Here is a 24,373-nt window from a genome sequence, read left to right on the forward strand (position 1 = left end):
ACTTTTTTGGGAGGCAGCACGATGTACAGGATAAGCACTGCTCCTACTGAAACAGATTTTTGGACAAAAGTCATTTACGATAAATGGAATATTAGCAAATCATGAATAACTAGAGGTATGGAAAGGTTGTTGTGAAGTGCCAGTGCGATGAATAACATCGCACTAGCAAAAAGGTTGGACTAGGGTGCTCACTAAGTACCGTTGGGTTAAATTGGGCTTCTATCAGTTTATGCCGAATCAACAGAAATACTTTGAAATATCAAAACATCTAGTAGAATGCACGGTTTTAATTACACCTATTTAATTAAACTCATGCCTAAATCCGTAGAACCAAACATTGCAGACCTAGCGAACGGCTGGCTAAAAGACCAAAAGCTGAATTACAAACTAGAACAAGAAAAACTCACCACAGAGATTGATCAGGCTCTGAATGATTACTTCACCAAGAATGGTGGACAAGGTGGGAATAGACCTGATGCAAAAATTTTACTGGAAGATTCACTAACCAATAAGTATCCAGTTCTGATTGAGTACAAAGGTTTAAAGGGAAAGCTGGTCAAGCTAGACAGTAACGGTAACGTTGATAATAGGAATGCGAAAGGAGAGCCTAACCTAAAAAATATCAAAGCTTTTGCGGTTAACGGGGCTGTTCACTACGCTAACGCTGTTCTACACCACACTGGCTATACAGACATCATCGCTATTGGTATCACGGGTTACAAAGATGAGTCAGACAATCTACAGTATGAAATAGGCGTTTATTACGTATCTAAGAACAACCTTGGTGCTGGTCAAAAAGTCGGTGAATATAGCGACCTATCGTTCTTATCCTCAGAACATTTCGACAACTTTATCCAGAAAGTCAAGTCTCTCAACCTATCTCAAGATGAGCTAGACAAGCTCAAGCAACAACGTGAGAAAGAAATTGATGTTAGCTTAACTCGTCTTAACAACGATATTTACCAGAATGAAAAAGGGTTAGGTGAAAACGATAGAGTCTACCTAGTAGCTGCCTCAATCATGGCGACATTGGGTGTGGCAGGAAAAGTAAGACCATTAGAAAAGGCCGACCTAACATCGTCCCAAGAAGAAGGTAATCGAGACGGTGATATCTTACTTCGCAAGATAAAAGCATTCTTAGGAGAAAAAAATATCCCTCGTGCAAAGCGAGATTTAATCCTAAGGACTCTCAGCAACACACTCACAACTGAAAATATCAATAAGGCCAAGGACGGTGAAAGCCAGCTAAAACGTGTATTTACAAAGATTGTTGATGACTTAGGTATCTATTACAAAATTGGTTTAACCACGGATTTTACAGGCAAGCTTTTCAATGAAATGTACGGCTGGTTAGGTTTTTCTCAAGACAAGCTAAACGATGTAGTTCTCACACCGTCTTATGTTTCAACGCTTCTTGCTCGATTAGCTCGTGTAAATAAAGACTCTTACGTTTGGGATTTTGCCACGGGCTCAGCAGGTTTACTTGTAGCAGCCATGAATGAAATGCTAAACGATGCAAAACAAAAAATAACATCGCCAGAAGAACTAGCCAAAAAAGAAGCTCAAATTAAAGCAGAGCAGCTTTTAGGGCTAGAAATGCTATCAAGTGTCTACATGCTTGCGGTGTTAAACATGATCTTGATGGGAGATGGTAGCTCTAACGTTCTAAATGGCGACTCTCTCACTTTTGACGGTAAGTATGGGTTTGGTAAGGATAATGAACTATTCCCAGCCGATGCTTTCGTTCTAAACCCACCGTATTCTGCTACTGGTAACGGAATGAACTTTGTTCACAAAGCTTTAAGCATGATGAATAAAGGCTATGCTGCGATCATCATTCAAAGCTCAGCAGGTACTGGTAAAGCAAAAGATTTAAACCAAAAGATACTTGAAAAAAATACACTCCTCGCCAGTATCAAGATGCCGATCGACCTCTTCATTGGTAAGGCGAGTGTTCAGACTTATGTGTATGTATTTAAGGTTGGAGAAGCTCACCATAAAGACGAGATGGTGAAGTTTATCGACTTTTCCAATGATGGGTACACTCGTACTAACCGAAAGAAAGCCAGCAATAACTTAAAAGATACCGATCAAGCCCAAGCTAGATATGACGAGCTTGTAAGTCTTGTTCGCATCGGTAAAAGCAAACTAAGCTTGTTTACTGAAAGTGAGTATTACGAGAACACGATAGATCCTAAAAATGGTGCAGATTGGAATCAAAGCATTCCCATTGACACCAAACCAACCATTGCTGATTTCAAAAAGACAGTCAGCGACTACCTAGCGTGGGAAGTCAGCAACCTACTAAAACAAAAAGGGGATGATTCGGGAAAGTAATCACCTCACTTAACAATAAATTAGAAAGTGTTGAGTGGGGGGAGTTTAACTTAAAATCTTTATTTGGTTTAGCTACTAGAGGTAAACGTTTAAAAAGCTCAGATAGAATTAAAGGCGATCTACCTTTCGTGACAGCAGGTGAAGCAAATGAAGGTATATCTGACTTCATTTCCAATAAAGTAGACGTTTTTTCAAAAAACACGATAACAATCGATATGTTTGGCTCTGCTAAATATAGAAACTATTCTTATGGCGGTGATGACCATATTGCTGTCATTCATACAGAAAGAGTCCCAAAATCGGCAGTGATCTTTTTAACTTCAGCAATACACAAAGTATCTAATGCGGGGCAGTTTAATTATGGTAGAAACTTCTATGCTAAAGATGCTGACGCACTGAACATCAAGCTTCCAACCAAAGATGGAAAACCTGATTTTGAGTTCATGGAGAACTTCATAGCGGAGCTAGAGGCGGAGCGTATAGCGGAGCTAGAGGCGGAGCGTATAGCGGAGCTAGAGGCTTACTTGGAAGTAACTGGGTTATCTGATTGTGAGCTTACAGAAGATGAGCAAAAGACTTTAGATGAGTATGGCTCTCTAACCTTTGAAGAATTTAGCATTACTGATGTTTTTGATATCAAAAACACAAAAAACATTTTATCCCGAGACATCACCCCTAATAGTGGAACAGTGCCTTACCTATGTGCTAGTGCTGACAACAATGCAATCAGCTCCTATATATCCTACGATAAGAATTTGTTAGATAAAGGTGATTGTATATTTATCGGAGGGAAGACTTTTGTTGTTACATATCAGGAACATGACTTCTTTTCTAACGACAGCCACAATCTGACACTAACCTTAAAGAACAACGATTACAGATCAAAACCATCTCAGATTTACTTATCTACTTGTGTAAGAAAGAGCCTAAATCACAAGTACTCTTGGGGAGATAGTATTAGTAACAGGAAAATTCAAAAGGATAATGTCCGATTGCCATCAACGAACAAAAAAGTGGATTACTCATCAATGGAGCTACTCATATCTGCAATCCAAAAGATTGTGATCAAGGATGTAGTTGAGTATACAGATACCAAAATACAAGCCCATAAAGAAGTAATCTACTCGTAAGATGCAAAAAAGAGTGTACATAACAGGCACTCTTAATACACTTACTCTACCGATGATTTACAGGGCAAAGAGCACATGGTCGAGAACGTGTTTTTTTGGTGAAGCAAATAATGGGGCAAATTTCTATGTTGTATGCTCCTTCAGCACACCTCTGCACAGAAGTCTGGCAGTGATTTGGTTCAATTTGAAATTCACAAATAACTTTCAGCACTGGAAAATCACTTGGTTTACTGTCAACTAAAAGCAAAGCTGATCCCCAGTAGCTTACCCACCTTCTAATTCAACGCCGACTTTACTTTTATCCTAAATACCTACTCATTCAGACCAAATACCTAGAAAATCCGTCACTTTGCTTAGTGTGCAAGTAATGACCTATTGATACACTAAGCCTTTGTCTTTTATGGATGTTGACCATGCCGCTCTATTTTCCCAGACCGACACGCCGAGCAGGGTATGCCCCTGTTCAGGAAGACGTGAAACTTCCCCCACAACCTCGTATCGCTGACACAAACAAAGCGCCCGTGGCTGGGTTTGAATGCCGCATTAAAATTCATGCGCCCAAAGATAGTCTCAGTACTTTGCAAACGGGTGTGTTTAGCTTGGGTAAGACGTCTAACGAAGAGCGGAGTCAGAGCTGGCAAAAAGCGGAAGAGATACAGCCGCATCGCCATACCATTTTAACCGCCAAATGCTTTGAAGAAGAGGAAAAGTCGCTGATTCATGAGCGCATCCAAAGCATAGGGATAAGCCAATCATACTCCATTACGTCAAAGCCGATTGATTTACAGCACATTAATGCGGAATTTATTCCCTTTACGCCTGTTGTAGAAAGTGAGTCTAGGCTGGGCCGTGCTGCTCACGGTTTCTATTACTACTTCTATGAGGGGCAGTTGGTGTATGAAATGGTCATTCTTGGTAAAGGCCGAAGCGCTTGGCAAATCACGCGCTCTTCACCCAGTGGCATCACCAAAGAACTTATTAGCGAGCATACTCACACCACATTATTGGTGCCGGTCAAAATTGAAGATGCGGACCCTGCGCCTCAACATCTCTTTTATCGTCGCAAGAAGCTGACCAATGACGAGTTGGCTGAGATAAATGCGGCTTGGCTTGACAAGAACGCCACTAAGATTGACGTAGGTGCGTTGGTATCGGCGTGTTCGGAGCCTTTACTTGCCAGAGAAAAAATCACACAAGAAGAGACGCAAGAGGAAAGAGATACCCATACGGTAGCGGTAAAACCCGACGGTACACATGAAAAATGGTCTGACATTGCGCCGCAATACGGTCTTAGCCCCAAGGCATTACTCAATTTAAACCCGACTTATGCCAGCAACCCCATGTCATTAAAGGCAGGCGACATGATTAATGTCAGTGAGCAAGCGTTTTTTGACCCTGACGCCAAGAAAATAGAGCAGCCGTGCCCTCAAACTGACTTTGCTGTGGGCAGCGCCTATCCATACGGTAATGTATGGGGAGAATGCGCTAAACCTCAGCTATCCCCCTCTGTGCTGCACCTGTTTGATGATGCGAGAATACCCAAACAAACGCCAGTGCTCAACGTACAGAAGTTGCAAGAGAAGACGCTGCGTATCGGGGTGTTTTTTGATGGCACAGGGCAAAACAACCTTAATGACTTGTATAAGGAAACCCGAGGGGTGAAATCGCGCACCAATATTGCGCGGTTATTTGAAGCGTATCCGCTGGGTGATGACTCTCAAAAGATTTATGTTTCTGGTGTGGGTACGGTTGATGATGCTTGGCAAGACCCTGCGCTGATTGATAAAGGCGAAGATGAAACGGACGCTGCACAAGCATTTGGGGTAGAACCTAATCGGCTACCTCATCTCCCTCATCCTTTAATCAAAGCCACATTAGATTTGCTATCGAGTGAAACGGGCGCGTTTTACAAATGGCAAAACTGGACTCGGCAATATTCCGACATTGTGGAAGCGCTCGCATTGAACAAAGAATATGAAGGTATTACCCATATCGAGTTTGATGTATTTGGCTTTAGCCGAGGAGCGGCGCTGGCGCGTCATTTTGTCAATGCCGTCAAAGACGGGTTGCCTGATTATAGTCTCCCCCGTGAAGGTGAATCCTGTGGTGAGGTGTTTCCTAATTTACTGTCGCATGTGGATGATGATAGCGTCAAAGCATGGCGTGGTTATTACCCAGATGAGTCTCGTACCTGTAGTGTACGTTTTGTTGGCCTATTTGAGAGTGTCGGTTCGTTTTATCAGGCTGGAGACCATGAAGATGGTAACTTTCAGTTAGGGCTAGATGTGAACTGTGCTGAGCGGGTGTTTCAAATTAGCGCGCACCATGAATATCGCAAAAACTTTCCGTTGACGTCATTACGCTCAAGTCAAGACCAACTTTACGGCCATTTTTATGAAGAGGTCTTTGCGGGTTGCCATACCGATGTTGGTGGTGGCTACCCTTCCAAACACCAGTATGACAAACAAGGCTTACCAGAGCGATACGGGATGCCACTCTCGGCAACCTTTAATCGAGAGCTAATAAAAACAGAATCGGCCATTGAGTTATTTTCAGAGACCATTCGCCGAGCAAACCACCAACATGCGCAAGCTGCTACCAATCACAAGGAGAAGTTGTTTGCCCAAGAGTGCCAAGCTTGGGAAAAGGAATGCCAATATAAAGGCCGTTATGGGGCAGTCAAACAAGTTAACCAAACCTTATATTACTATGTGTTTCACCCCATCAGCAATGGGTTATCTGCATTGCCATTAGAACGTATGAAACAGCAAAGTGAGGCAATGGGCATAAAATGGTTGATGAATAAATTAGAGCTTCCTCAAGATTACATGGCCCCCACACAAAACGACGTCGCATTAGAGGCGTTAAAAAACAAGCTTTTAGCCCAACCTCTTGGTAGCATAACCCCTGAGCACTGGATGGCGGAAATACGTCAATACGGCCGAGACTGGATACACAGACCTCATGATGCCCTCATTAATCCAGGCTTTGACAGTGCTTATGAAAAGATGGTCAATGGTGTGACAACAGAATCCAACCAACTAAAACGAGTGGTGTTTACTAATGATGGTTAAACGACTGACGATAATCGGCTTATTGGTATTATTAGCTGGCTGCTTAAGTGAGAAACCCGTCTCGGTGTCTAAAATTAGTCAATCTGGCTCTTTGGGGGCCCCACAGTTTATTCGTGATATGTGGATTACCGATATCTATGGTGGTGTCGGAAACTTTGCGTATGGGGGAGTGCAAGGTTGTTGTGCCAGCGCGAGTGTTGGTATGGGTGTACCCACAGCGATTGAAGGCAGTTGGGAAAGCGGCTGGGGCGGCGGCTATTGGGCCGAAGAATGGAAACGGCGTTGGAAGCCAGAATGGGGAAACTACGATGACGTATACGATAAAAAATGGTATCGCATCGATGGCGAGATTGACAGTGAGCTAGCCAAACAAAAAATCGACACCATGAATCGCTATTACAAGAACCACAAAGCCAACCCTGTGATGCAGGTGCTGGTTGATGGGCCTAAAGTGATATTGCTCTACCGCTACATATGCAATAGCGAGCGTCCACAAAACGATTGTACTGTTCGAGACAACGCCGATCCCAATGGTTGGGTTAAGCCTGCTCCGTATAGTAAATATGGAAACATAATGTCCGTCGTGCTGTATGAAGGCACTGGCGAAACGTCTGATAAGCCTTTTGAGGGTTAGTTTTGAAAAGCGGTATCATTATTGAAGGTGCCGCTTTTCGTTATCTAAGCCCCCAATCGGTACACACCTGCCTATACATTAGTTTTTCTAGGGCAAGTGCCATTAAGAAGACTAACCTAAAGTATTTAACCTAAGTAATTTCGGGGCATAATCTTGCCAGTATGTTCAGCTAAATTTGAACTCAACAGGTTACAAGCATATACTACCGATGCTTGCTATGAGAAACGTGGCTTCGGCTCCACTCGTAGACAGATGAATTCAAATAGCCCTGTTCTCTTCCGCTCATCGAGTATTGACCGCAGGTAGCGCGCAATAGAGCCACTTCTAGTGGCTCTTGTCGTATCTGGATGTTAGAAAAACTAAGATATTTCCCTTCAAGTTTCCATGTACAGATGTGAGTCATAACAAACTTCGGGGCATAAATGAGCTTGGTAGTATTATCCATCAGCCCGAGACATCTTAAAACTCAACTTTTGGGAAGTGACTAATTTTCTGGAAACTGGTATTCTTAAAACTCAAATTTTAGGAAAAATAGTTTAAATTCTCTATTTTTCTGGAAAAGGCTATCGAGCCTTATTATTTTAATCTTTCCAGATTTATTTCAGAATCGACCTGTGTTGGTATGTTGTTACCATGAGATAACCCAATCTAATTGATAAAAAATAAGGCCAGATTGATAGCTGGCCTTTCTATTGCGCTAACCCTAGGCGCGTTTTCCAAGCTTCTCGACTTAACCCATACACGGCATGGTCAAGGATACGACCATTGACATTTTCTGCTCTGGTTAAGACACCTTCTAATGTAAATCCAAGTCGTAAGCAAACATTCCGGCTTGGCTGGTTGTCGGTCGCCGCTGAGATTTGGATTTTTTTCATGTCATAATCGTGAAAAGCAAGCTCAATCATTCTAGACACTGATTTGGTTACTATGCCTTTTCCTTGATAGTCTTGGCTTAACCAATAACCAATCTCTACCGTAGCAAGATCTTTATCTATGGAATTAAAGCTGATATTGCCGACCAGCTTAGTTTGATAAAACATGGCACATACTAGAGACTTTCCATCAGCATAATCATGTAGGGAACGCTTGATGAAGTTTAGAAAAAACGCTTCGTTTTCAGCATGGACAGGCCAAGATAACCATTGGCTTAAATATTTTCTCTGTTTCGAAACAATATCTAGGTAGCAAGCAGCAAAGCTCGCTTCAACTAATGCCAGCTCTAGACCCTGTTCAACTTGTAATGCAAACATCTTTTTCCTTCGTATGTATCGAGAAATAGTAAGTTGTAGACACAAACAAAACAACCACGCTAGAAAATCATGACTGTTTGAACATCGCCAGATCCGAAGATCTGGCGGCTGATTTACTAAGTGTTAGTATGCTGATTAGTCACCGCGCAAGATAACTACACGGTTCTCCACTTCCAAATATGCAAAGTGATGTGTTGACATATTTTGCAAAAATGCAGTTAGGTCAACTTCCATAGGCTCGCTAAAAATAGCACTACATTCACGTGGGTTCTGGTTACCCACTATGAGCAGCTTGGGTGTTTTTCCGTGCCAAACAAGTTTTGCTTCATATTCCGAGTTATCGACTCCAGCGTCACATGGTATTACTTCTGAGCGGAAAATCCCATCTTTGATGGTATAACCATTGTAAAGAGTTATTGGCACTTTTGAGGATGTTGGGAAAATTACTGGTGCACTTGATACAGAACTGCTTTCTCCGGGAAAAGTAGTGGCTGAGTTTGCAGAGGCGACAGATGAAGCCATAAGTGCCAGTAGGCCAAGCAATTTTATCGTTTTCATGGTACTTCCTATTCTTTTCGTTTGGGAACATTCCCAATATAGAAATCTAAAGCACACATAAATGATAATGAATATCAAATTCATTTGTTTTGGCATAGTGTCACATATTATTTTTTTATATAAATTATTTATTGTTTTATTCTCTAAATTTCAAAATAATTATCAAAATTATTTATAATAATCATAAACTTAACTTTTATGGCTCTTTTTGCTATCGCGGTATAAACCCGGTAAGATTCTAAAGCCATATGACAATGATAAAATAATGTTAAATATTATTATTTTTACTTAATCCTGCCTATTTATTATCGACATTACATTTAGCAAGCGATATAAATACACTTATTTATTGTGTGAATATTACCTGTACTCTAATCCAACAAGTTCCATTGATTGATATTGTAAAGTTGAGAAAGTTTATCTACATACCATTAAGCCACTACTGCTTTTATTGGATTAAAACCGCACAATAGTTACACAGCTATCAATAAATCAACTACGATCTTGTATGAAACAAGACACATTTAACGTCAGGAGTTTCTGTGAATAGAAACATTCATTTTTACGAACCTAATGATGCCTACGGATTTCTATCTAACTTTTTCAGTGCTCCGATTAACATCAACGGCACCATATGGAAAACCAGTGAACATTACTATCAAGCACAAAAATTCACGGACAAAACAATCATAGAGACAATTCAAAATTGCGCTACACCTGATATCGCCTTCTCTCTGAGCCGCCAATACTGCGAGTACGCCAGAGAAGACTGGAATAACATTCGATTAGATGTCATGCGCTTTATTGTCGAAGAGAAATTTAAGCAAAATCCAACCTTGGCATTTCTATTACTTGAAACCGGTGATGTAACCATAACCGAGCACTCGCACAAAGATAGTTTTTGGGGGGATGGTGGTAACGGAAAGGGCGAGAACCAACTTGGCAAAATTCTTATGGCAGTTAGAGAAAAGTTGAGTCTACAAGAGCCATACAGCCCGATTCACTTGGTTAATAAAGCACAACTTTCAACTCGATAGTCCATTTAAAATATACAGTTACTGCCGAGATACAGATTCTATGCGCGAGCAATTAACATGTGTGCTCTGTTGTTTTGTGGAAAAAACAGGCTATCACCTCTTCGCTGACTTGTATAAAGTTAGCAAGCGCTTTAGATTCAAAGTTATGCGGGAATAGCTGCTTCGATTCCCGCTATTAAAGCTTGTTCACAAGCAAGAATAAAGAACTCGTCGTTAAATATACTTCTTAATGATTTCGTCAATTTTACCCTGTTTTTTAAGTACTTTTAGACGCTTATTAATATAGTCTTGAACTTCTTTATCCATGGTGGGTGATAAAGCCAGGTACACAGAGTAATCAGGTATCACGTCATTGAACCCTTGCTGAGCATAAAGGCTTTTATCAAGATTAAGTTGATTTTGGTTGTAGATAATTCTGGAACCCATTTCAACAAACACCATTTCTCCGGGGTGACGATCAATCACTCGAAATGCCGACTGATAATTTTTAACTCGCATTTCTTGTACTTCCCCACTTGCAAAATAGGGCTGAAGTTCAGGATAATCAAACCCCATCAGTAATACGACCACTTTGCCATTCAGGTCAGATGCTTTGGTATAATCAATCGGCTTCTTACTGCTAAATAACAAATTATGTCGCACGGTATAGATGGGTTCTTCCGATAAATTCTCTGACTGGACTTTCCCCCAATGAGGGCTGCCGTAAGTAATCCAATTACCTTGGTCTTGTGAGGAGAGAATAGAAATCATACGATTAAACGGATAAGTGTGATAATTGAGCTGGTGATCACTATCTTTGAACACTTCTTTAACGATATCTGTCACTATACCAGAATGGTCAGCGCCTTTAGTTTCAATCTGAAATGGCCTAGCTTGCTCTGCAATGACGTAGTAGTCGATCTTGTTTGCATTGGCCAAAGATGTGTTCAGCATAAACAAAACAACTGATGTGAGTTGAAATTTCCAGTTCATTATCGATCCCCATTTTATTATTGAACAATTAAAACTATATTTACATTAGCGAACATTAAGTAAGAGTGTAGTTGCATATTTTGAATAAAGAACGTCGATATCTTAGCATTGGTAAACAAGTGGTTTACACGGTTGCCTTCTTTAGCCTAATACTGGCTTTGGTAGGCACCAGCTACAATCTATATCAACAGTTGCAGAGAGACATTGATAACCTGCATCTAACTCTCGACAACCTAAAAACCAGCCAGCTTGCAAGCCTTCGTACCAGCCTTTGGGTCGAAGATAGAGGTTTATTAAACGCTCAGCTAGAAGGCTTAATCAACTTGCCGAGAGTCGACTATGTTCACCTTTATAGTGGTAACGAGTCCATTATTGAAAAAGGCCACACATCACATGACGCCATTTCCGTCACTTGGCCTTTGGAGTACGAGCTAGGGAATAAAAGTTACTCTCTAGGAAGACTCGTCATTCAATCGGATCTAGCACCTATCTACGATGACCTCTGGGTGCAGTTTTTTCATATATTGGCAGCAGAAGTTGTTCGCATACTTTTGTTGCTAGTCGCACTGCTCAGCTTCATCTGGATAGTTATAATTAAACCTATCAGTATGATAGCGGAAGCCGTAGCAAGTGTAAAAAAAGATCATTCACTTCAGAATGTTACGCTCTATCCTCGCATGTTTAAAGATGAAATATCTCATCTGGCTGAGAATTTTAATAACTCAAATGTTCGCCTAGACGCCTACCACCAAGAGCTAAAAAGCGCGAAAGAATATGCCGAAACCGCTAACCGTCGTAAGAGTGAATTCTTGGCTAACATGAGCCATGAAATTCGCACCCCGATGAACGGCATTATCGGTATCGCAGCGCTAATGGAAGACTTAGATTTAAACCAATCCCAGATGAAATACCTGAAGATGATTCAACAGTCATCAGAAGATATGCTGGTCATAATCAACGATATTCTCGATATTTCTAAAATTGAAGCGGGTCGAATTGAGTTAGAGACGATACCTTTTGATATCCATCAACTCATTGATGATCTTCATAGAGTTAATGAGGTTAAAGCTAATAGTAAGCACTTACAGATGATGGTAGATATTGAACCCAACGTCCCCCAAACCCTGTTAGGAGACCCCATTCACGTCAAACAGATCCTCAATAACCTTGTGAGTAATGCGATCAAATTCACCCAGGTTGGGTTTGTTAGAATCAATGTCAGCTATCCACCATCAGGTTTAAAGGTTGCTGTGAGTGATACGGGGATTGGAATCGAAGCAGACAAACTCGATGTTATCTTTGATAAATTCCATCAAGCCGATGGGAGTACAACGCGGCAATATGGCGGCACAGGGCTCGGACTTGCAATTTCCAAAGAGCTGACCGAGTTGATGGGCGGAAACATACAAGTATCGAGTGAAGTCGGGCTCGGTAGTCGCTTTTCCGTAGAGTTACTACTTCCTTCTCAATCTGGCAGTCTAAAAGTTATCACCTCACAAAACGAAACAGACAAGCAAAACAGAGTAAAAGTACTAGCAAAGCCAAGTGAGAATAATCAAGACAAGCCAGTATCATCGAAAGCACAAATATTAGTTGTAGAAGATAATTCGGTTAATCAGGTGGTGATAACAAGATTGCTCGAGCGACTCAACCTAAGCTGTGATGTAGCTGAGAACGGTCAAATCGCATTGGATCTTTTCAAGCTGCATGACTACCAAATAATATTCATGGATTGCCATATGCCAGTAATGGATGGACTTACAGCAACTCAACATATTAGAAAAATGTCCAACTGGGGTCGTCAAGTGCCAATCATTGCCGTAACGGCCAACGTGCTAGAAGAAGACAAACAGCTGTGCTTTGATGCAGGAATGAGTGGGTTTATTTCAAAGCCTGTCAACGTCGACACGATAGAAAAAACGCTACGCGAACATATGCCTGCAGCTATGGATAATTCACTGGACATCACAAGCTAAACAACACAGCCAGCAGGCAAGCCTACTGGCTGGAATATACGACTAAGAGTGATTATTGAACCTTAACTAAGCCATATTCATTGGCATCAGTATCATCGTCAGAGCCATAAAACATGCCACCCGTTGTTCCATAAGCCGTGATCCCCTCAATTTTGTGGTCAGGGAAAGAGTGAATCGCTTTAATTGCAATATCGTGTGGTGAGCTTTCCATATCTTGCATAAAGGTGTCACTTTCTAAATAGAATGCACTAGTACTTCTATACATGGTCGAATTGGGCTCACTACCTTCTGGCGCGCTATCGTCTCCTGGATCTAACGAAGCTACACCATACAAATAATGCCATTGTTCTGTATAGAAAAGATCGGAGATATTACGGCTTGTTCCCCATTCTAATGGTGCCTGTATATTACCCACATGTCTTAACTCTAACACTTGAGCAGTGTCTGAAGTGATATCAGCCATAGGATGTATTTTGTCCCAATACAAGTCACCTGACCCCCTATCTCCTAACAAAATATTATAGCTACCATCATCACTATCAGATGGTGCACAGGCTAAACCTTCGAAGCTTTTATCATCATAGGTTGATTGGTTGCCGTCATCGGTCAGCTGATAGGTTGCTGCCAAAGATAACCCTGAATAGAGACCGCCTTGCGTTGGGTCGCGTTCGATAAGAAACAAGCGACCATATTGGTAGGTACCCGCATCTTCATCGTGGTAATAACCACTTTCTGCAGCCAGATAGTAAGTATCATCTATCTGGCAAATAGCTTCTAAATCATTACCTCTGGCCTCGTCAGACCAGTTAACGATACTTTGATCAAGTGGTACAACAGTGGCAGAATCACTATGGCGCTCAACAATAGCAAATCTTGGTTTTGGAGTTTGATCGCCATAGTTTTTCCAGTCAAATACCGCTAAGGTACTATAGTCGTATCGCTCACCATTTTCTGCCGCATCTCCCGCAGCAAGGCCGCTTATCGAAGACTCAACATTTGATGAAAATTCAAGTGTAGGCTCACTATTACCATTAGAATTGGGGTTGGATTCGTCATCATTACCATCATCACTACATCCGGTAACCCCAGAGACTAAGGCTCCCATCATGGCAAGCAATATTAGATTCTTTTTGTACTTATCGTTTCTCATTGGTTATCCGTTCCTCATCATGCCAATGGCAAAAATGATATGCCTTCGGCCATCTCATTTTGCCGATAAAATCGAACGAAAAATTAATGATTTAGTGATAAAAACAGAAACGAATTATGGGGAGATACACGGAAAAAACATCAAATCATAGGCTAAAATGATTTATGTTTTTCAGCTAAACAATGGGCATATTCAACGAGAAAAGGAAGTGAGTTCAAACATGAACTGCAATAGTAGGAAGTAGGTTTTTCTACGATTAGACTCAAATACTCACTGTTATCGTTAAAAACCAATTAGCGTGATTTTACCTTGGGCCAAATCTTCAAACTGACAGGAGAAATCGACCCTTTTATCTTGCTCTTTACTGTACAGAGCCTCAAGCTTTTCAAAGGCTGAAGGAATAAAGCTAACACTTTTTAGCCGCAAGCTTTTACGCGAAGCACTGTCGAGAAAGGCAAGCGCTGATTTATCGAGCACTTTGTGGCAGGTATCTAAAATATCTTTGCTCACCAACTTACTATGGATTGCTTGTTGTAAGTCGTCCTTACTTATTTTCGAATTGGATCGCGACAATATACATATCGCGTAAATATCTAATATTGCTACCGCTCGAGTTCTCTGAGTGTCACCATCTTCGTACATAGCAAGCAAACAAGGGATTTTACTTTCATCAAAAGATTGCTTACGGATGTTACTAAGAGAGAGGCGAGCGCCAATTTCACGCTTCATTAGCTTCTCGAGCTGAGCGAGCTTAGGTAAGGCCAATTCCTTTTGCACATCATTAATATTTTCTAGTGTGCGTTCACTTTCTTCTGCTCCTTGTACTAAAGGCAGCAGCTTACGATGCAGATCTTTATCAACGAAAGGCTTTGATAAGACAAAACTAGCACCTGCTGACTTAGCTTGGTTTATTTGGACTTGGTCATCGACAGTAGTAATCATGCCCATCTTGGTGCCTAGATCGAGCTTTTTTATTTCTTGAATTAGAGTGAGCCCTGTCATATCAGGCATATGCCAGTCGGTTAGAACAATCTCAGGTTGCCATTCCTTTACTCTATTAAGCGCACCGACTGCACTGTCCTCTTTTTGGATGGATAAACGACGATAGCCAAACTTTTCTAATGCTCGTCGGACTATCTCTAATGTCGCTTTACTGTCATCGACAATCAGGATTTTCACAAAAAGTCTTCTGCTCTAGCTTGATGATTAATTTAAATTATAGGCACAATTTCTGACGACAACTAAACTTACACCCTATAGTTATCCCAAAACATAGAATGAGTTCATGGATTTAACCGCGCTTCTCACGACTCCGTTAATAACTACTGAGAGTTTGTTTGCCCTTGCAGTCGATGTTGGGCTGTTAATCTTGCTGGTATGGTTTGTCATTTTGCTGCTCATGATCCGAGAGTTTCGCCAATTCGCTCGTGATGTGGTTCATGGCCCTCAATCTGGCTCAAGTCCAATAATGGATGGTCAAACCTACGAGATCTGCCAAGAGTCGGTTGAAAACGCTCTCAATTATACCGCTGAAAACAATGACACTTTAAACGATCTCATCATCATTCAAAAAGCGCTGGAGGCCCAAGTTTCACAGATCAAGGCTGCCAGTCAAATCAGCCTCACCGCCGATGAACAAGAGTCCATCGATGACCTTAATCAGCAGCTATCCAAGTCTCACCAGCTTATCCGCAAGCTCAAAGGAGACCTTGATCGGAGCATGGAAGGGTTAAGAAAAGCCAAAAATAAACTCGACAAGCAATCAGATACGGTTGACAGCCTGCGACAAGAAAAAGAACAACTTGAAAAACAGTTTGAACAACTAGAGAAAGAATATATGCAGGTTAGTGAATCTGGTGGCTTTGATAAAATGGAGAAAGAGTATCATCAAGAAAGACAACAGTTGCTCAATATTATTGAGAACTACAAGAAGAAAGTCAGCGAACAGCCAGAAGGTGGAGCTGGCCCGTCTAATGAAGAGCTCGAAGCTATCCAACAACAATTGCACCATGTCACTAAAGAAAAAGAGTTCGTCGAAAAGAAATATCTCGATTTACTTGAAGAGTCAGAAAAAAAAGCTGAGGAGAAAAAGGACCAATAATTTATCCGGCCCTTATATCAAAGCTACTTGACACACATAACATTGAGTAACGAGGAACCTTTGAGTGACTTCACCTTTCCGGTATAAAAAAGGCCTGTTTTTTCTTCCCCCCAATAAGGTAAATGCATTGGCCACTTGTCCTTCATCATCACATTAGCTTTCAGCAAAGATTGCCATTCGTTATTACTGGCAAGACGCATCCCCATTTGATCACAAGTCTTATACGCCATATCGTAGCTCATTCGGTTCCAAGGTAGCTCATGCTCCATATAAAACTGGTCATTGCTGAGCAGTGAATAAGGTACAGTATATTCAACACCATTAATCACTATTTTATGGCGAATCGCCATACTCTCTTTTCGTTCATGAGCCACTACTTGCTGATTAGTCGAACCTGCATCAAGCTTAGGCTGCGATTTTGTTGATATTTCTTTGGTCGTCGGCGGTGTATTACTTTTCTGAGCTGAACCTTTTGATACCTGGCGGATAAACGCTTGACCGTAGTCCGGCAGACGTTTCACTCTAGCCAAGTCTTGTTTTGCATTAGAGAAATTTTTATATGGCCCAACCAGACATCGGTACACATCACCCTCAGGTTTAGCCCAAACATCTGCTGTAATACTGGGATAAATACGTTTCGCTTCAATTAAGCTCAGTGGCTCACTATAGATACCGCACTGAATCCAAAAGTAAGATGAGTCGGGTTTGGGCTTTCTTTTTCCCCACATCCCATTGCCTATCGGACAATCACTCTCCAACAAGGGAAGACTACTATTTGATACTTGTCTCGCATCACACAAAAATTCCTGTGTGTAAGCCTTATCAGGCAAGGTTAAACCCAACACAGTAAGGTTTATGAGTACAACCATAGAAAGTTTGGATTTTACAACCATTCTTACATCCTCATTCCAACCTTAAATTTCCTATCCAATCACTTGGCAATACTAGAAACAGAGCCTGCCAATATTCTAAACTTGATGCAAAAAAAGAGCCGTAACTTGCTACGACTCTTAGTTGGATGACAATTATATAATAAAATCCGAAGGTTAGCTTAGCCTTTATAGATTTTAGGATTGAATACATCCCTGAGCCAGTCACCTAATAAATTAATTACCAATACTAGCGTCACTAAAACCACGCCAGGAAACGCAGTAATCCACCAAGCTCCTGAGAATATGTAATTAAAGCCGATACTTATCAGAGCTCCGAGTGATGGCTGATCAACGGGTAAACCAAGGCCAAGGAAAGATAAAGCCGCTTCTGACATAATGGCGTTTGCAACTTGCACCGTTGATATAACCAAAATGGGTGACAAGCAATTCGGCAGAATATGACGAAACATAATACGTGGCGCCTTAAAACCCATCACTCTGGCTGCTTCCACATATTCTTTTTTCTTCTCGGCTAAGACTGACGCACGGATCGTTCGAGCATACTGAGGCCATTCGGCTACACCAATAATCACCACCAACATAACCACTGCATATTGGCTATAAAAGTCACTACCAAAACTGGCTTTAAAAATAGCGGAGACTATGATGGCCACCATCATGGTCGAAAATGACAACTGAATATCGGCAAAGCGCATTAATAAACTGTCAATCCGGCCGCCAAAATAACCCGCAGACAAGCCAATAATAATACCGAGTACCAGCTGCAAACCAACCGCCAAAAAGCCGATAGTTAAAGAAAGCCGCGAACCGTATAATATGGTAGATAAAATATCTCGTCCTTGCTCATCGGTTCCCAAAACAAAGCGCTCATCACCTTCATCCATCCAAGATGGAGGAAGTTCTGAGTCCATAATATCAATCGAAGCTAAATCATACGGGTTAGTTGGCGATAATATCGGCGCCGCTATTGCCATAAGCAAAAACAGCATAAACACAGTAAAGCTTGCCATAGCGACTTTATCGCGTTTGAAATAGTACAAGAAATCTGATTGCTTGAAGCGCTCCCATCGAGAAGGAGCAGTTGCAGTTTGGCTCATGATTATGCTCCTTTTCCAGTAAGGTTCACGGTAGGGTTAATAATCCCGTACAACAAGTCGACTATTGTGTTGGTAACCACAAATATTAAACCAACAAAAATTACATAAGCGGTAATAAGTGGAGTGTCGACACGGTTAATCGCTTCTAAAAAAAGAAAGCCTGTACCGGGCCATTGAAAGACGGTTTCGGTTAGGATCGTATAAGCCACCATAGTACCGATTTGCACGCCACCTACAGTCAGCACAGGTAGCATGGTGTTCTTTAACGCATGCTGATAGTAAATCTTATTCAGTGCTAAGCCTTTTGCCTTGGCAAACTTAATGTATTCTGAGCTCAAAACTTCGAGCATCTCTGAGCGCACCAAGCGGATGAAAAGCGGCAACATGATTGAGGCAAGAGAGATACACGGCAGCACAAGATGCGCAAGCCCATCAAGAGTGAAGTACCCCGATTCCCAGCCAAGCAAATTCACTGTTTCGCCGCGACCAAATGAAGGCAACCAGCCAAGTTCTATCGAGAAAACATACATTAGCATGATGGCTGTCAGAAACACGGGAATAGAGATACCCACACTACTAAATGCCATTACTGCTTTGGTGAAAATACTTTTAGGATGAATCGCCGAGTACACTCCCAAAGGGATGGAGCAGGCAATAATGATAAGCGTAGCGCCAAACACTAATTCTAGTGTCGCCACCAATTTATCTAAAATCACATCAACAGCTGGACGCTTAAAGAAGTAGGATGTACCTAAGTCCCCATGAAGCGCAGAGCCGACAAAACGGGTGTATTTGGTTATGAAAGGATCGTTAAGGCCTAACTCATCACGCAGAGCCTGACGTTCTGCCTCTGAAACCGACTGCCCCACAAGCTCGCGTAATGGGTCACCCAGATTATCCTGAATGGCAAACGCCACTAAACTGATCACAAACATCACTATCAGTGCCTGAAATAGGCGCTTGACCAGAAACGAAAACATTCCTTGCCCCTTTACTTTCCATAGATTTCAATATGCAGTTCCACTGCCCTGCACCTTGAATATTAAAAAGGTGCTCACTTAATCAAAATAAAGTTCACACCTTAAGTTTCCAAGTTATTAATATTGAATACTTGGATAAGTTAAAACACTTTACTTAACAACAAGATCGCCAAAGTAAGGCTGATCCATACCGTTGACGATTGGGCCAATTTTGACATTGCTCTTCGCGGCCCATGAAGGGTCTTCCCAATGCAAGGGAACAAATGCCGCCTCATCGTAAAGTGTCGCTTCTATTTGCTTAAGCATCTCACCACGTTTACCTAAATCAGTCTCAGTATTCGATTGATTAACCAGCTTATCAACCTCTGCGTTACCATAATGTCCACAGTTATACTGTCCTTTGCCCGTTTCACTATTGCGAGTCATAGCAAGAAACTCGGTGAAGTTAGCTGAATCTTCAGTATCTGGATGCCAGCCTATCATCAACATATCTGCCGCACACTTATCAAACTCAGGCCAGTACTGGGCTTTAGGCATGGTTTTCAGATCAACCTTGATACCGATTTTGGATAACATCGCAGCTGCAGCTTGAGCAATTTTGGCATCATTCACGTAACGGTTATTCGGCGCCATTATGGTCAGTGAAAAACCTTTTTCGTAACCCGCGTCTTTCATCAATGCCTTGGCTTTCTTCAGATCATAACGAGGTTTAAGGTTATCATTATAACCTGCGTAACCAACTGGACTTTGCTGTGCAGCTGGGGTTCCTGCACCTTTCATGATTTTTTTCACTATGCCTTGGTTATTGATCGCATAAACAATCGCTTGACGAACGCGAACATCTTTAAGCGCTGGATTACTGTTTTGGTTCATCTGGAAGGTGATCACCCGAGTACCCGGCATAGTGTAGAGGTCAACGCCATTAGCACTTTGAATTCGCTTGTAATCGTTGGGAGCCACAGGTGCGATCATATCGACATCACCAGAAAGCAGAGCAGCAACACGAGTGGCATCTTCTTTGATTGGCACTAGGGTTAATTTATCAACATTACCTTTTGATTCCTTGTCCCAGTAGTCTTCAAAGCGTTCGAATTCAACTTTTACACCTTGTTCGCGCGACGTAATAATAAATGGGCCTGTACCAGATGCGTGTGTCGAAGCGTAAGAGTTGCCATGTTTGACCATCTCTGCTTTATCCTTGCCATCCTTGGTCTTACCTGTATAAAACTTACTGTCCATAGGGAAGATATAAGTAGCAACATTTTCAATCAGAGGATAAGCGCCATCAGTTTTGATCTCTACGGTGTAATCATCAACTTTATTTAACGCCACAAGAGGTGCAAAAATACCCTTAAAATCCGCTGAATCCTTGAGGCGATTAAACGTCCACACTACATCATCGGCCGTAAACGTGTTCCCTGAGTGGAACTTAACCCCTTTGCGAAGATGGAAACGCATGGTTTCGTTATCTACTCGCTCCCAAGACTCTGCTAAACGAGGCTCAAATTTCATCTCCTGCGTAAAGCGCACCAATGGGTCAAACACCATGTGAGACATTTGTAAAGTGCCACCAGATAGCTGCTCATGAGGGTCTAACGAGACGGGATCAGAAGCATACCCAACGGTTATATCTGCGGCTACTGCACTAAAGCTCAAGCCAGCTGCCATTAAAGCCATGGCAAGTTTGCTTTTCATGGTTTTCATTGCATAACTCCTTATGCGGGACTAATCCCTAGTAATGTGTATTGTCTGTTTAACTAATTTAAAATTATGTTTCGGCTTGTGCCTGTTATATTGCTTCTCTTAACCCAGTAAATTCCGGCATTAAGGAAATAAGTTGTTTACTGTATTCATGCTGTGGCGAATTAAACAGCTGCTCGGTCGGAGCAACTTCGAGTAAGGTGCCCATTTGCATTACACCTACGCGATCACACATCTGACGAATAACGGGTAAGTCATGACTAATGAACAACATGGTGAGATTAAGCTCATCTTGCAAATCTTTAAGTAAGTTCAGTATCTGAGCTTGCACGGACACATCAAGTGCTGAAGTTGGCTCATCACAAATCAAAAGTCTTGGGCGAGTCGCGAGTGCTCGAGCGATGGAAATACGCTGGTGTTGTCCACCAGAGAACTCATGTGGATATTTCACACCCGCCATCTTACCCAATCCAACGTGATCAAGAAGATCGCTGACGATCTGTCTAGTTTGGTTTTCACTCTCCGTTAACTTATGAAAGCGAATAGGTTCAGCAATAATATCGAAAATCTTCATACGAGGGTTCATCGATGTATACGGATTTTGAAATACCATCTGCATCTGACGACGCATGGGGCGGCGCTCTTTCTCCGACTTCAAAGACGTTAAGTCAATACCTTCAAAAGTCACCTTACCTGAGTTGGGTTGATACAATCCGGCAATCACACGCGCAATGGTCGACTTGCCTGAACCAGACTCTCCAACTAGACCAAAAGTTTCTCCTTCATAAACCTCAAAACTCACATTATTAGAGGCTTGAACATATTCGCGGCGGCTTTCAAATAATGACTCTTTAGTCACAAAACGTAGATTTACATTTTCTACTGTCAGTAGTGAGCCGCTGTATTCACGATGATCCTGACTTTGACCAAGCCAATGACTTTTCACATCAAGAGGTTCCATTTCTTGTACTTGTTCTATGTAGTTAACAAGAGGAAAACGCTCGAGCTTTGCATCGGAGCGCGGCACTGCAGAAATGAGACTTCGCGTGTATGAGTGATCCGGATCGCCCAATACTTTCTTAGTTTCACCAAATTCGACTAAATCACCACGATACATAACTGCAACGCGATCAGTTACATTCGATACGACTCCCATATCGTGCGTTACCAACATGCATCCAACATTATTCTTTATGCACAAATCACGAATAAGATCGAGGATTTGGTCTTGGATCGAGACATCTAATGCTGTGGTTGGCTCATCCGCAATAATAAGGTCAGGCTCACCAGCTAAAGCAATAGCAATCACAACACGCTGGCGCATACCACCTGAAAATTGATGAGGGTACTGTTTTAGACGATTCTCTGGTTGAGGAATACCCACTTGCTGCATCAAGGACAAAGCTCTCTGATAAGCTTCGTCTTCTGAGACATTCATGTTGGCGTGGATGGTTTCAGTTAACTGCTGCTCAACGGTAAAAAGAGGGTTTAAAGATGTCATAGGATCTTGAAAGATAAATCCTATTTTAGAGCCTCTAACTTGTCGCATCTCTTCGGCTGACAAACCAGATATTAGAACACCATCTAAATAAACATCGCCACTCGCGATACGCCCTGGAGGACTGAGTAGATCGATAACAGCATTACCAACTGTCGATTTTCCAGCACCAGATTCACCAACAACACCGACTATTTCACCGCGCTCTATATTGAACGACAACGATTTAACAGCAGCATGTACACCATGGCGTGATGGGTACTCAATACGAAGGTTCTTAACTTCTAAAAGTGACATTACCAGACCTCTAATGCTCCGGCAGCTTCCTGCCCTGTCTGAGATTGAATCCATTCAAGTCAGCCAATCAACCCTGTTTAGCTTATCACTCAACCAAGCTTATTGACCTGACAATTTACAAGCTCATCAATTTGGCAAAAAACTCACAAAAGTGCAACATTTAAACCATTAAAACGCCCATTTTAAGCCAATAATACTCAAATAATAGAAACATATATGCAACATATTGCTTCTAGTTACAAATTTAAAAGTCACAAAAATTAGAAATAGTTTATCGATTAACTGGAGAGGTCTGTATTCAGAAAGGGGGGTATATATGCATTCAAGCTGGCTAACAGCTATAAGGTTCAGATAAGAAAAAAGCCTGCTAAATAGCAGGCTTTTCAATGTGGTCGGTGAAGAGGGATTCGAACCCCCGACCCTCTGGTCCCAAACCAGATGCGCTACCAAGCTGCGCTATTCACCGAAATTTTTTATCAAGAAAATATCGTATTTTCCATCATCTCAGCGATAGTATGCTGAGGAATTAATGGGGTGGCTAACGAGACTTGAACTCGCGACAACCGGAATCACAATCCGGGGCTCTACCAACTGAGCTATAGCCACCGCAGTATTTTTATGTTTACCGCTTAAATTTAAGCCATAAACGAGATAGTGGTCGGTGAAGAGGGATTCGAACCCCCGACCCTCTGGTCCCAAACCAGATGCGCTACCAAGCTGCGCTATTCACCGAGAATGGGGTGGCTAACGAGACTTGAACTCGCGACAACCGGAATCACAATCCGGGGCTCTACCAACTGAGCTATAGCCACCACTATATTTTTACCGATAATGCCCCTCCGGCAATGGCGCGCCCGAAAGGATTCGAACCTTCGACCTTTGGCTCCGGAGGCCAACGCTCTATCCAGCTGAGCTACGGGCGCATGCCCTATCGGCGGAGTGGAATAATACGTATATCACACTATGTCGTCTAGTACTTTTTAAAGTTTTTTTCTCGTTTGATGTCTTTTTGGGCAATTAAAGTGTGATAAACCCCTATTTACGATTATGTAACCCTATAGATGCATACCTCTTGCTGTTTATTGCAACAGGTTATCAGGATATAATTAATCAAAATTTAACTTGATTTCTCAGCAAAATGCTGAAAATCAAACAACACTCTAATAATCTAATAATATAGGTGAGCAAGAACTTACCATTAGGAATGTAAAGTGAGTAAAATGGATATATCTCGAACAATCTTAACCGCTGTGGTGGCTGCTATTACTTTTTCTAGCGCCTCTTTTGCAGCAAAAATTAGCCAAACAGACTACGATGCGATAGCAGAACGCGTCAAACCTGTCGGCAATGTTTACCTTGCTGGTGCAGAACCCGTCAAAGCTGAGCCCACCGGCCCACGTGATGGAGCGAGTGTCTATGGCACCTTTTGTACTGCCTGCCATTCATCTGGCGTTAGTGGCGCACCAAAAACTGGCAATGCCGATGATTGGGCACCTCGTATTGCTCAGGGTAAAGATGTACTTAAGAACCATGCCATCAATGGTTTCAATGCTATGCCAGCCAAAGGAACATGTATGGACTGCTCTGATGATGAGATTGTAGCGGCCATTGAACATATGATTAAAGACCTATAGTTCAGCAAGTGTAAATGAGGCTTAGCCCAAGCTAAGCCTTGAGATAGTGGTGAG

18 protein-coding genes and 5 tRNA genes are annotated in these 24,373 nt (G+C 42.0%); 8 read left to right on the plus strand and 15 right to left on the minus strand.

Going from position 1 to position 24,373, the window contains the following annotated elements:
- Positions 1-312 precede the first annotated feature (312 nt).
- The 4 genes from DPF90_RS18825 (at position 313) to DPF90_RS18840 (ending at position 7,175) form a co-directional block, all read left to right on the plus strand.
- Positions 313-2,337 carry an HsdM family class I SAM-dependent methyltransferase gene (locus DPF90_RS18825; RefSeq protein WP_114787879.1) on the plus strand — a complete coding sequence of 675 codons (2,025 nt, stop codon included), beginning with the start codon at positions 313-315 and terminating at the stop codon, positions 2,335-2,337.
- Positions 2,337-3,467, plus strand: coding sequence for a restriction endonuclease subunit S (locus DPF90_RS18830; RefSeq protein WP_114787851.1), 1,131 nt, complete (start codon positions 2,337-2,339; stop codon positions 3,465-3,467). The genes DPF90_RS18825 and DPF90_RS18830 overlap by 1 nt, the downstream gene beginning before the upstream one ends.
- Positions 3,468-3,880: 413 nt before the next feature.
- Positions 3,881-6,541, plus strand: coding sequence for a DUF2235 domain-containing protein (locus DPF90_RS18835; protein ID WP_205395211.1), 2,661 nt, complete (start codon positions 3,881-3,883; stop codon positions 6,539-6,541).
- Positions 6,531-7,175, plus strand: a complete 645-nt coding sequence (locus DPF90_RS18840; RefSeq protein WP_114787853.1) for a hypothetical protein — start codon at positions 6,531-6,533, stop codon at positions 7,173-7,175. Before DPF90_RS18835 ends, DPF90_RS18840 begins: the two co-directional genes overlap by 11 nt.
- Before the next feature lie 689 nt (positions 7,176-7,864).
- Here DPF90_RS18840 and DPF90_RS18845 read toward each other — a convergent pair.
- Complete coding sequence (locus tag DPF90_RS18845) at positions 7,865-8,425, minus strand: GNAT family N-acetyltransferase (RefSeq protein ID WP_114787854.1); 561 nt, start codon at positions 8,423-8,425, stop codon at positions 7,865-7,867.
- A gap of 135 nt (positions 8,426-8,560) precedes the next feature.
- Positions 8,561-8,983, minus strand: a complete 423-nt coding sequence (locus tag DPF90_RS18850) for a hypothetical protein (protein WP_114787855.1) — start codon at positions 8,981-8,983, stop codon at positions 8,561-8,563.
- Positions 8,984-9,525: 542 nt separating this feature from the next.
- On the opposite strand from DPF90_RS18850, the gene DPF90_RS18855 reads away from it, so the two are divergent.
- Positions 9,526-10,020: an NADAR family protein gene (locus tag DPF90_RS18855; RefSeq protein WP_114787856.1), complete on the plus strand. Its 495-nt coding sequence runs from the start codon at positions 9,526-9,528 to the stop codon at positions 10,018-10,020.
- Positions 10,021-10,233: 213 nt separating this feature from the next.
- Here the strand turns inward: DPF90_RS18855 and DPF90_RS18860 are convergent, their stop codons facing one another.
- On the minus strand, positions 10,234-10,992 hold the full coding sequence (locus tag DPF90_RS18860; RefSeq protein ID WP_114787857.1) for a substrate-binding periplasmic protein: 759 nt from the start codon (positions 10,990-10,992) through the stop codon (positions 10,234-10,236).
- Between the two features lie 80 nt (positions 10,993-11,072).
- Between DPF90_RS18860 and DPF90_RS18865 the strand changes: the two genes are divergently transcribed.
- Complete coding sequence (locus tag DPF90_RS18865) at positions 11,073-12,968, plus strand: ATP-binding protein (protein ID WP_205395212.1); 1,896 nt, start codon at positions 11,073-11,075, stop codon at positions 12,966-12,968.
- Positions 12,969-13,020: 52 nt separating this feature from the next.
- Here DPF90_RS18865 and DPF90_RS18870 read toward each other — a convergent pair whose 3' ends face one another.
- Together DPF90_RS18870 and DPF90_RS18880 are read right to left on the minus strand one after the other, a co-directional pair.
- Entirely contained in the window at positions 13,021-14,118 is a 1,098-nt protein-coding gene (locus DPF90_RS18870; protein WP_162814062.1) for a hypothetical protein, read from the minus strand.
- Between the two features lie 282 nt (positions 14,119-14,400).
- A complete protein-coding gene (locus tag DPF90_RS18880) occupies positions 14,401-15,297 on the minus strand; it encodes a response regulator (RefSeq protein WP_114787861.1) in 897 nt (298 codons plus the stop codon).
- 106 nt (positions 15,298-15,403) lie between these two features.
- On the opposite strand from DPF90_RS18880, the gene DPF90_RS18885 reads away from it, so the two are divergent.
- Complete coding sequence (locus DPF90_RS18885; protein ID WP_114787862.1) at positions 15,404-16,219, plus strand: chromosome partitioning protein ParA; 816 nt, start codon at positions 15,404-15,406, stop codon at positions 16,217-16,219.
- Positions 16,220-16,242: 23 nt separating this feature from the next.
- Here DPF90_RS18885 and DPF90_RS18890 read toward each other — a convergent pair whose 3' ends face one another.
- The 10 genes from DPF90_RS18890 to DPF90_RS18935 all read right to left on the minus strand — a co-directional run bounded on the left by DPF90_RS18890 (position 16,243) and on the right by DPF90_RS18935 (position 23,608).
- Positions 16,243-17,112, minus strand: a complete 870-nt coding sequence (locus tag DPF90_RS18890) for an SPOR domain-containing protein (protein WP_114787863.1) — start codon at positions 17,110-17,112, stop codon at positions 16,243-16,245.
- A 158-nt stretch (positions 17,113-17,270) separates the two neighbouring features.
- Positions 17,271-18,209 carry an ABC transporter permease gene (locus DPF90_RS18895; RefSeq protein ID WP_114787864.1) on the minus strand — a complete coding sequence of 313 codons (939 nt, stop codon included), beginning with the start codon at positions 18,207-18,209 and terminating at the stop codon, positions 17,271-17,273.
- A 2-nt stretch (positions 18,210-18,211) separates the two neighbouring features.
- Entirely contained in the window at positions 18,212-19,189 is a 978-nt protein-coding gene (locus DPF90_RS18900) for an ABC transporter permease (RefSeq protein ID WP_114787865.1), read from the minus strand.
- 150 nt (positions 19,190-19,339) lie between these two features.
- A complete protein-coding gene (locus DPF90_RS18905) occupies positions 19,340-20,893 on the minus strand; it encodes an ABC transporter substrate-binding protein (protein WP_114787866.1) in 1,554 nt (517 codons plus the stop codon).
- Positions 20,894-20,978: 85 nt separating this feature from the next.
- Positions 20,979-22,685 (minus strand): dipeptide ABC transporter ATP-binding protein, encoded by a 1,707-nt coding sequence (locus DPF90_RS18910; RefSeq protein WP_114787867.1) that lies wholly within the window; start codon positions 22,683-22,685, stop codon positions 20,979-20,981.
- Positions 22,686-23,074: 389 nt separating this feature from the next.
- A tRNA-Pro gene (locus DPF90_RS18915) sits at positions 23,075-23,151 on the minus strand.
- A 64-nt stretch (positions 23,152-23,215) separates the two neighbouring features.
- A tRNA-His gene (locus tag DPF90_RS18920) sits at positions 23,216-23,291 on the minus strand.
- Between the two features lie 49 nt (positions 23,292-23,340).
- Positions 23,341-23,417 (minus strand) — tRNA-Pro (locus DPF90_RS18925).
- 4 nt (positions 23,418-23,421) lie between these two features.
- Positions 23,422-23,497, minus strand: a tRNA-His gene (locus DPF90_RS18930).
- 34 nt (positions 23,498-23,531) lie between these two features.
- Positions 23,532-23,608: transfer RNA gene (locus tag DPF90_RS18935), tRNA-Arg, on the minus strand.
- A gap of 297 nt (positions 23,609-23,905) precedes the next feature.
- On the opposite strand from DPF90_RS18935, the gene DPF90_RS18940 reads away from it, so the two are divergent.
- Entirely contained in the window at positions 23,906-24,319 is a 414-nt protein-coding gene (locus tag DPF90_RS18940; RefSeq protein ID WP_114787868.1) for a c-type cytochrome, read from the plus strand.
- Positions 24,320-24,373: the final 54 nt, after the last annotated feature.

Origin of the sequence: Vibrio tetraodonis, assembly GCF_003350295.1 — a bacterium.
GTDB lineage: Bacteria > Pseudomonadota > Gammaproteobacteria > Enterobacterales > Vibrionaceae > Vibrio > Vibrio tetraodonis.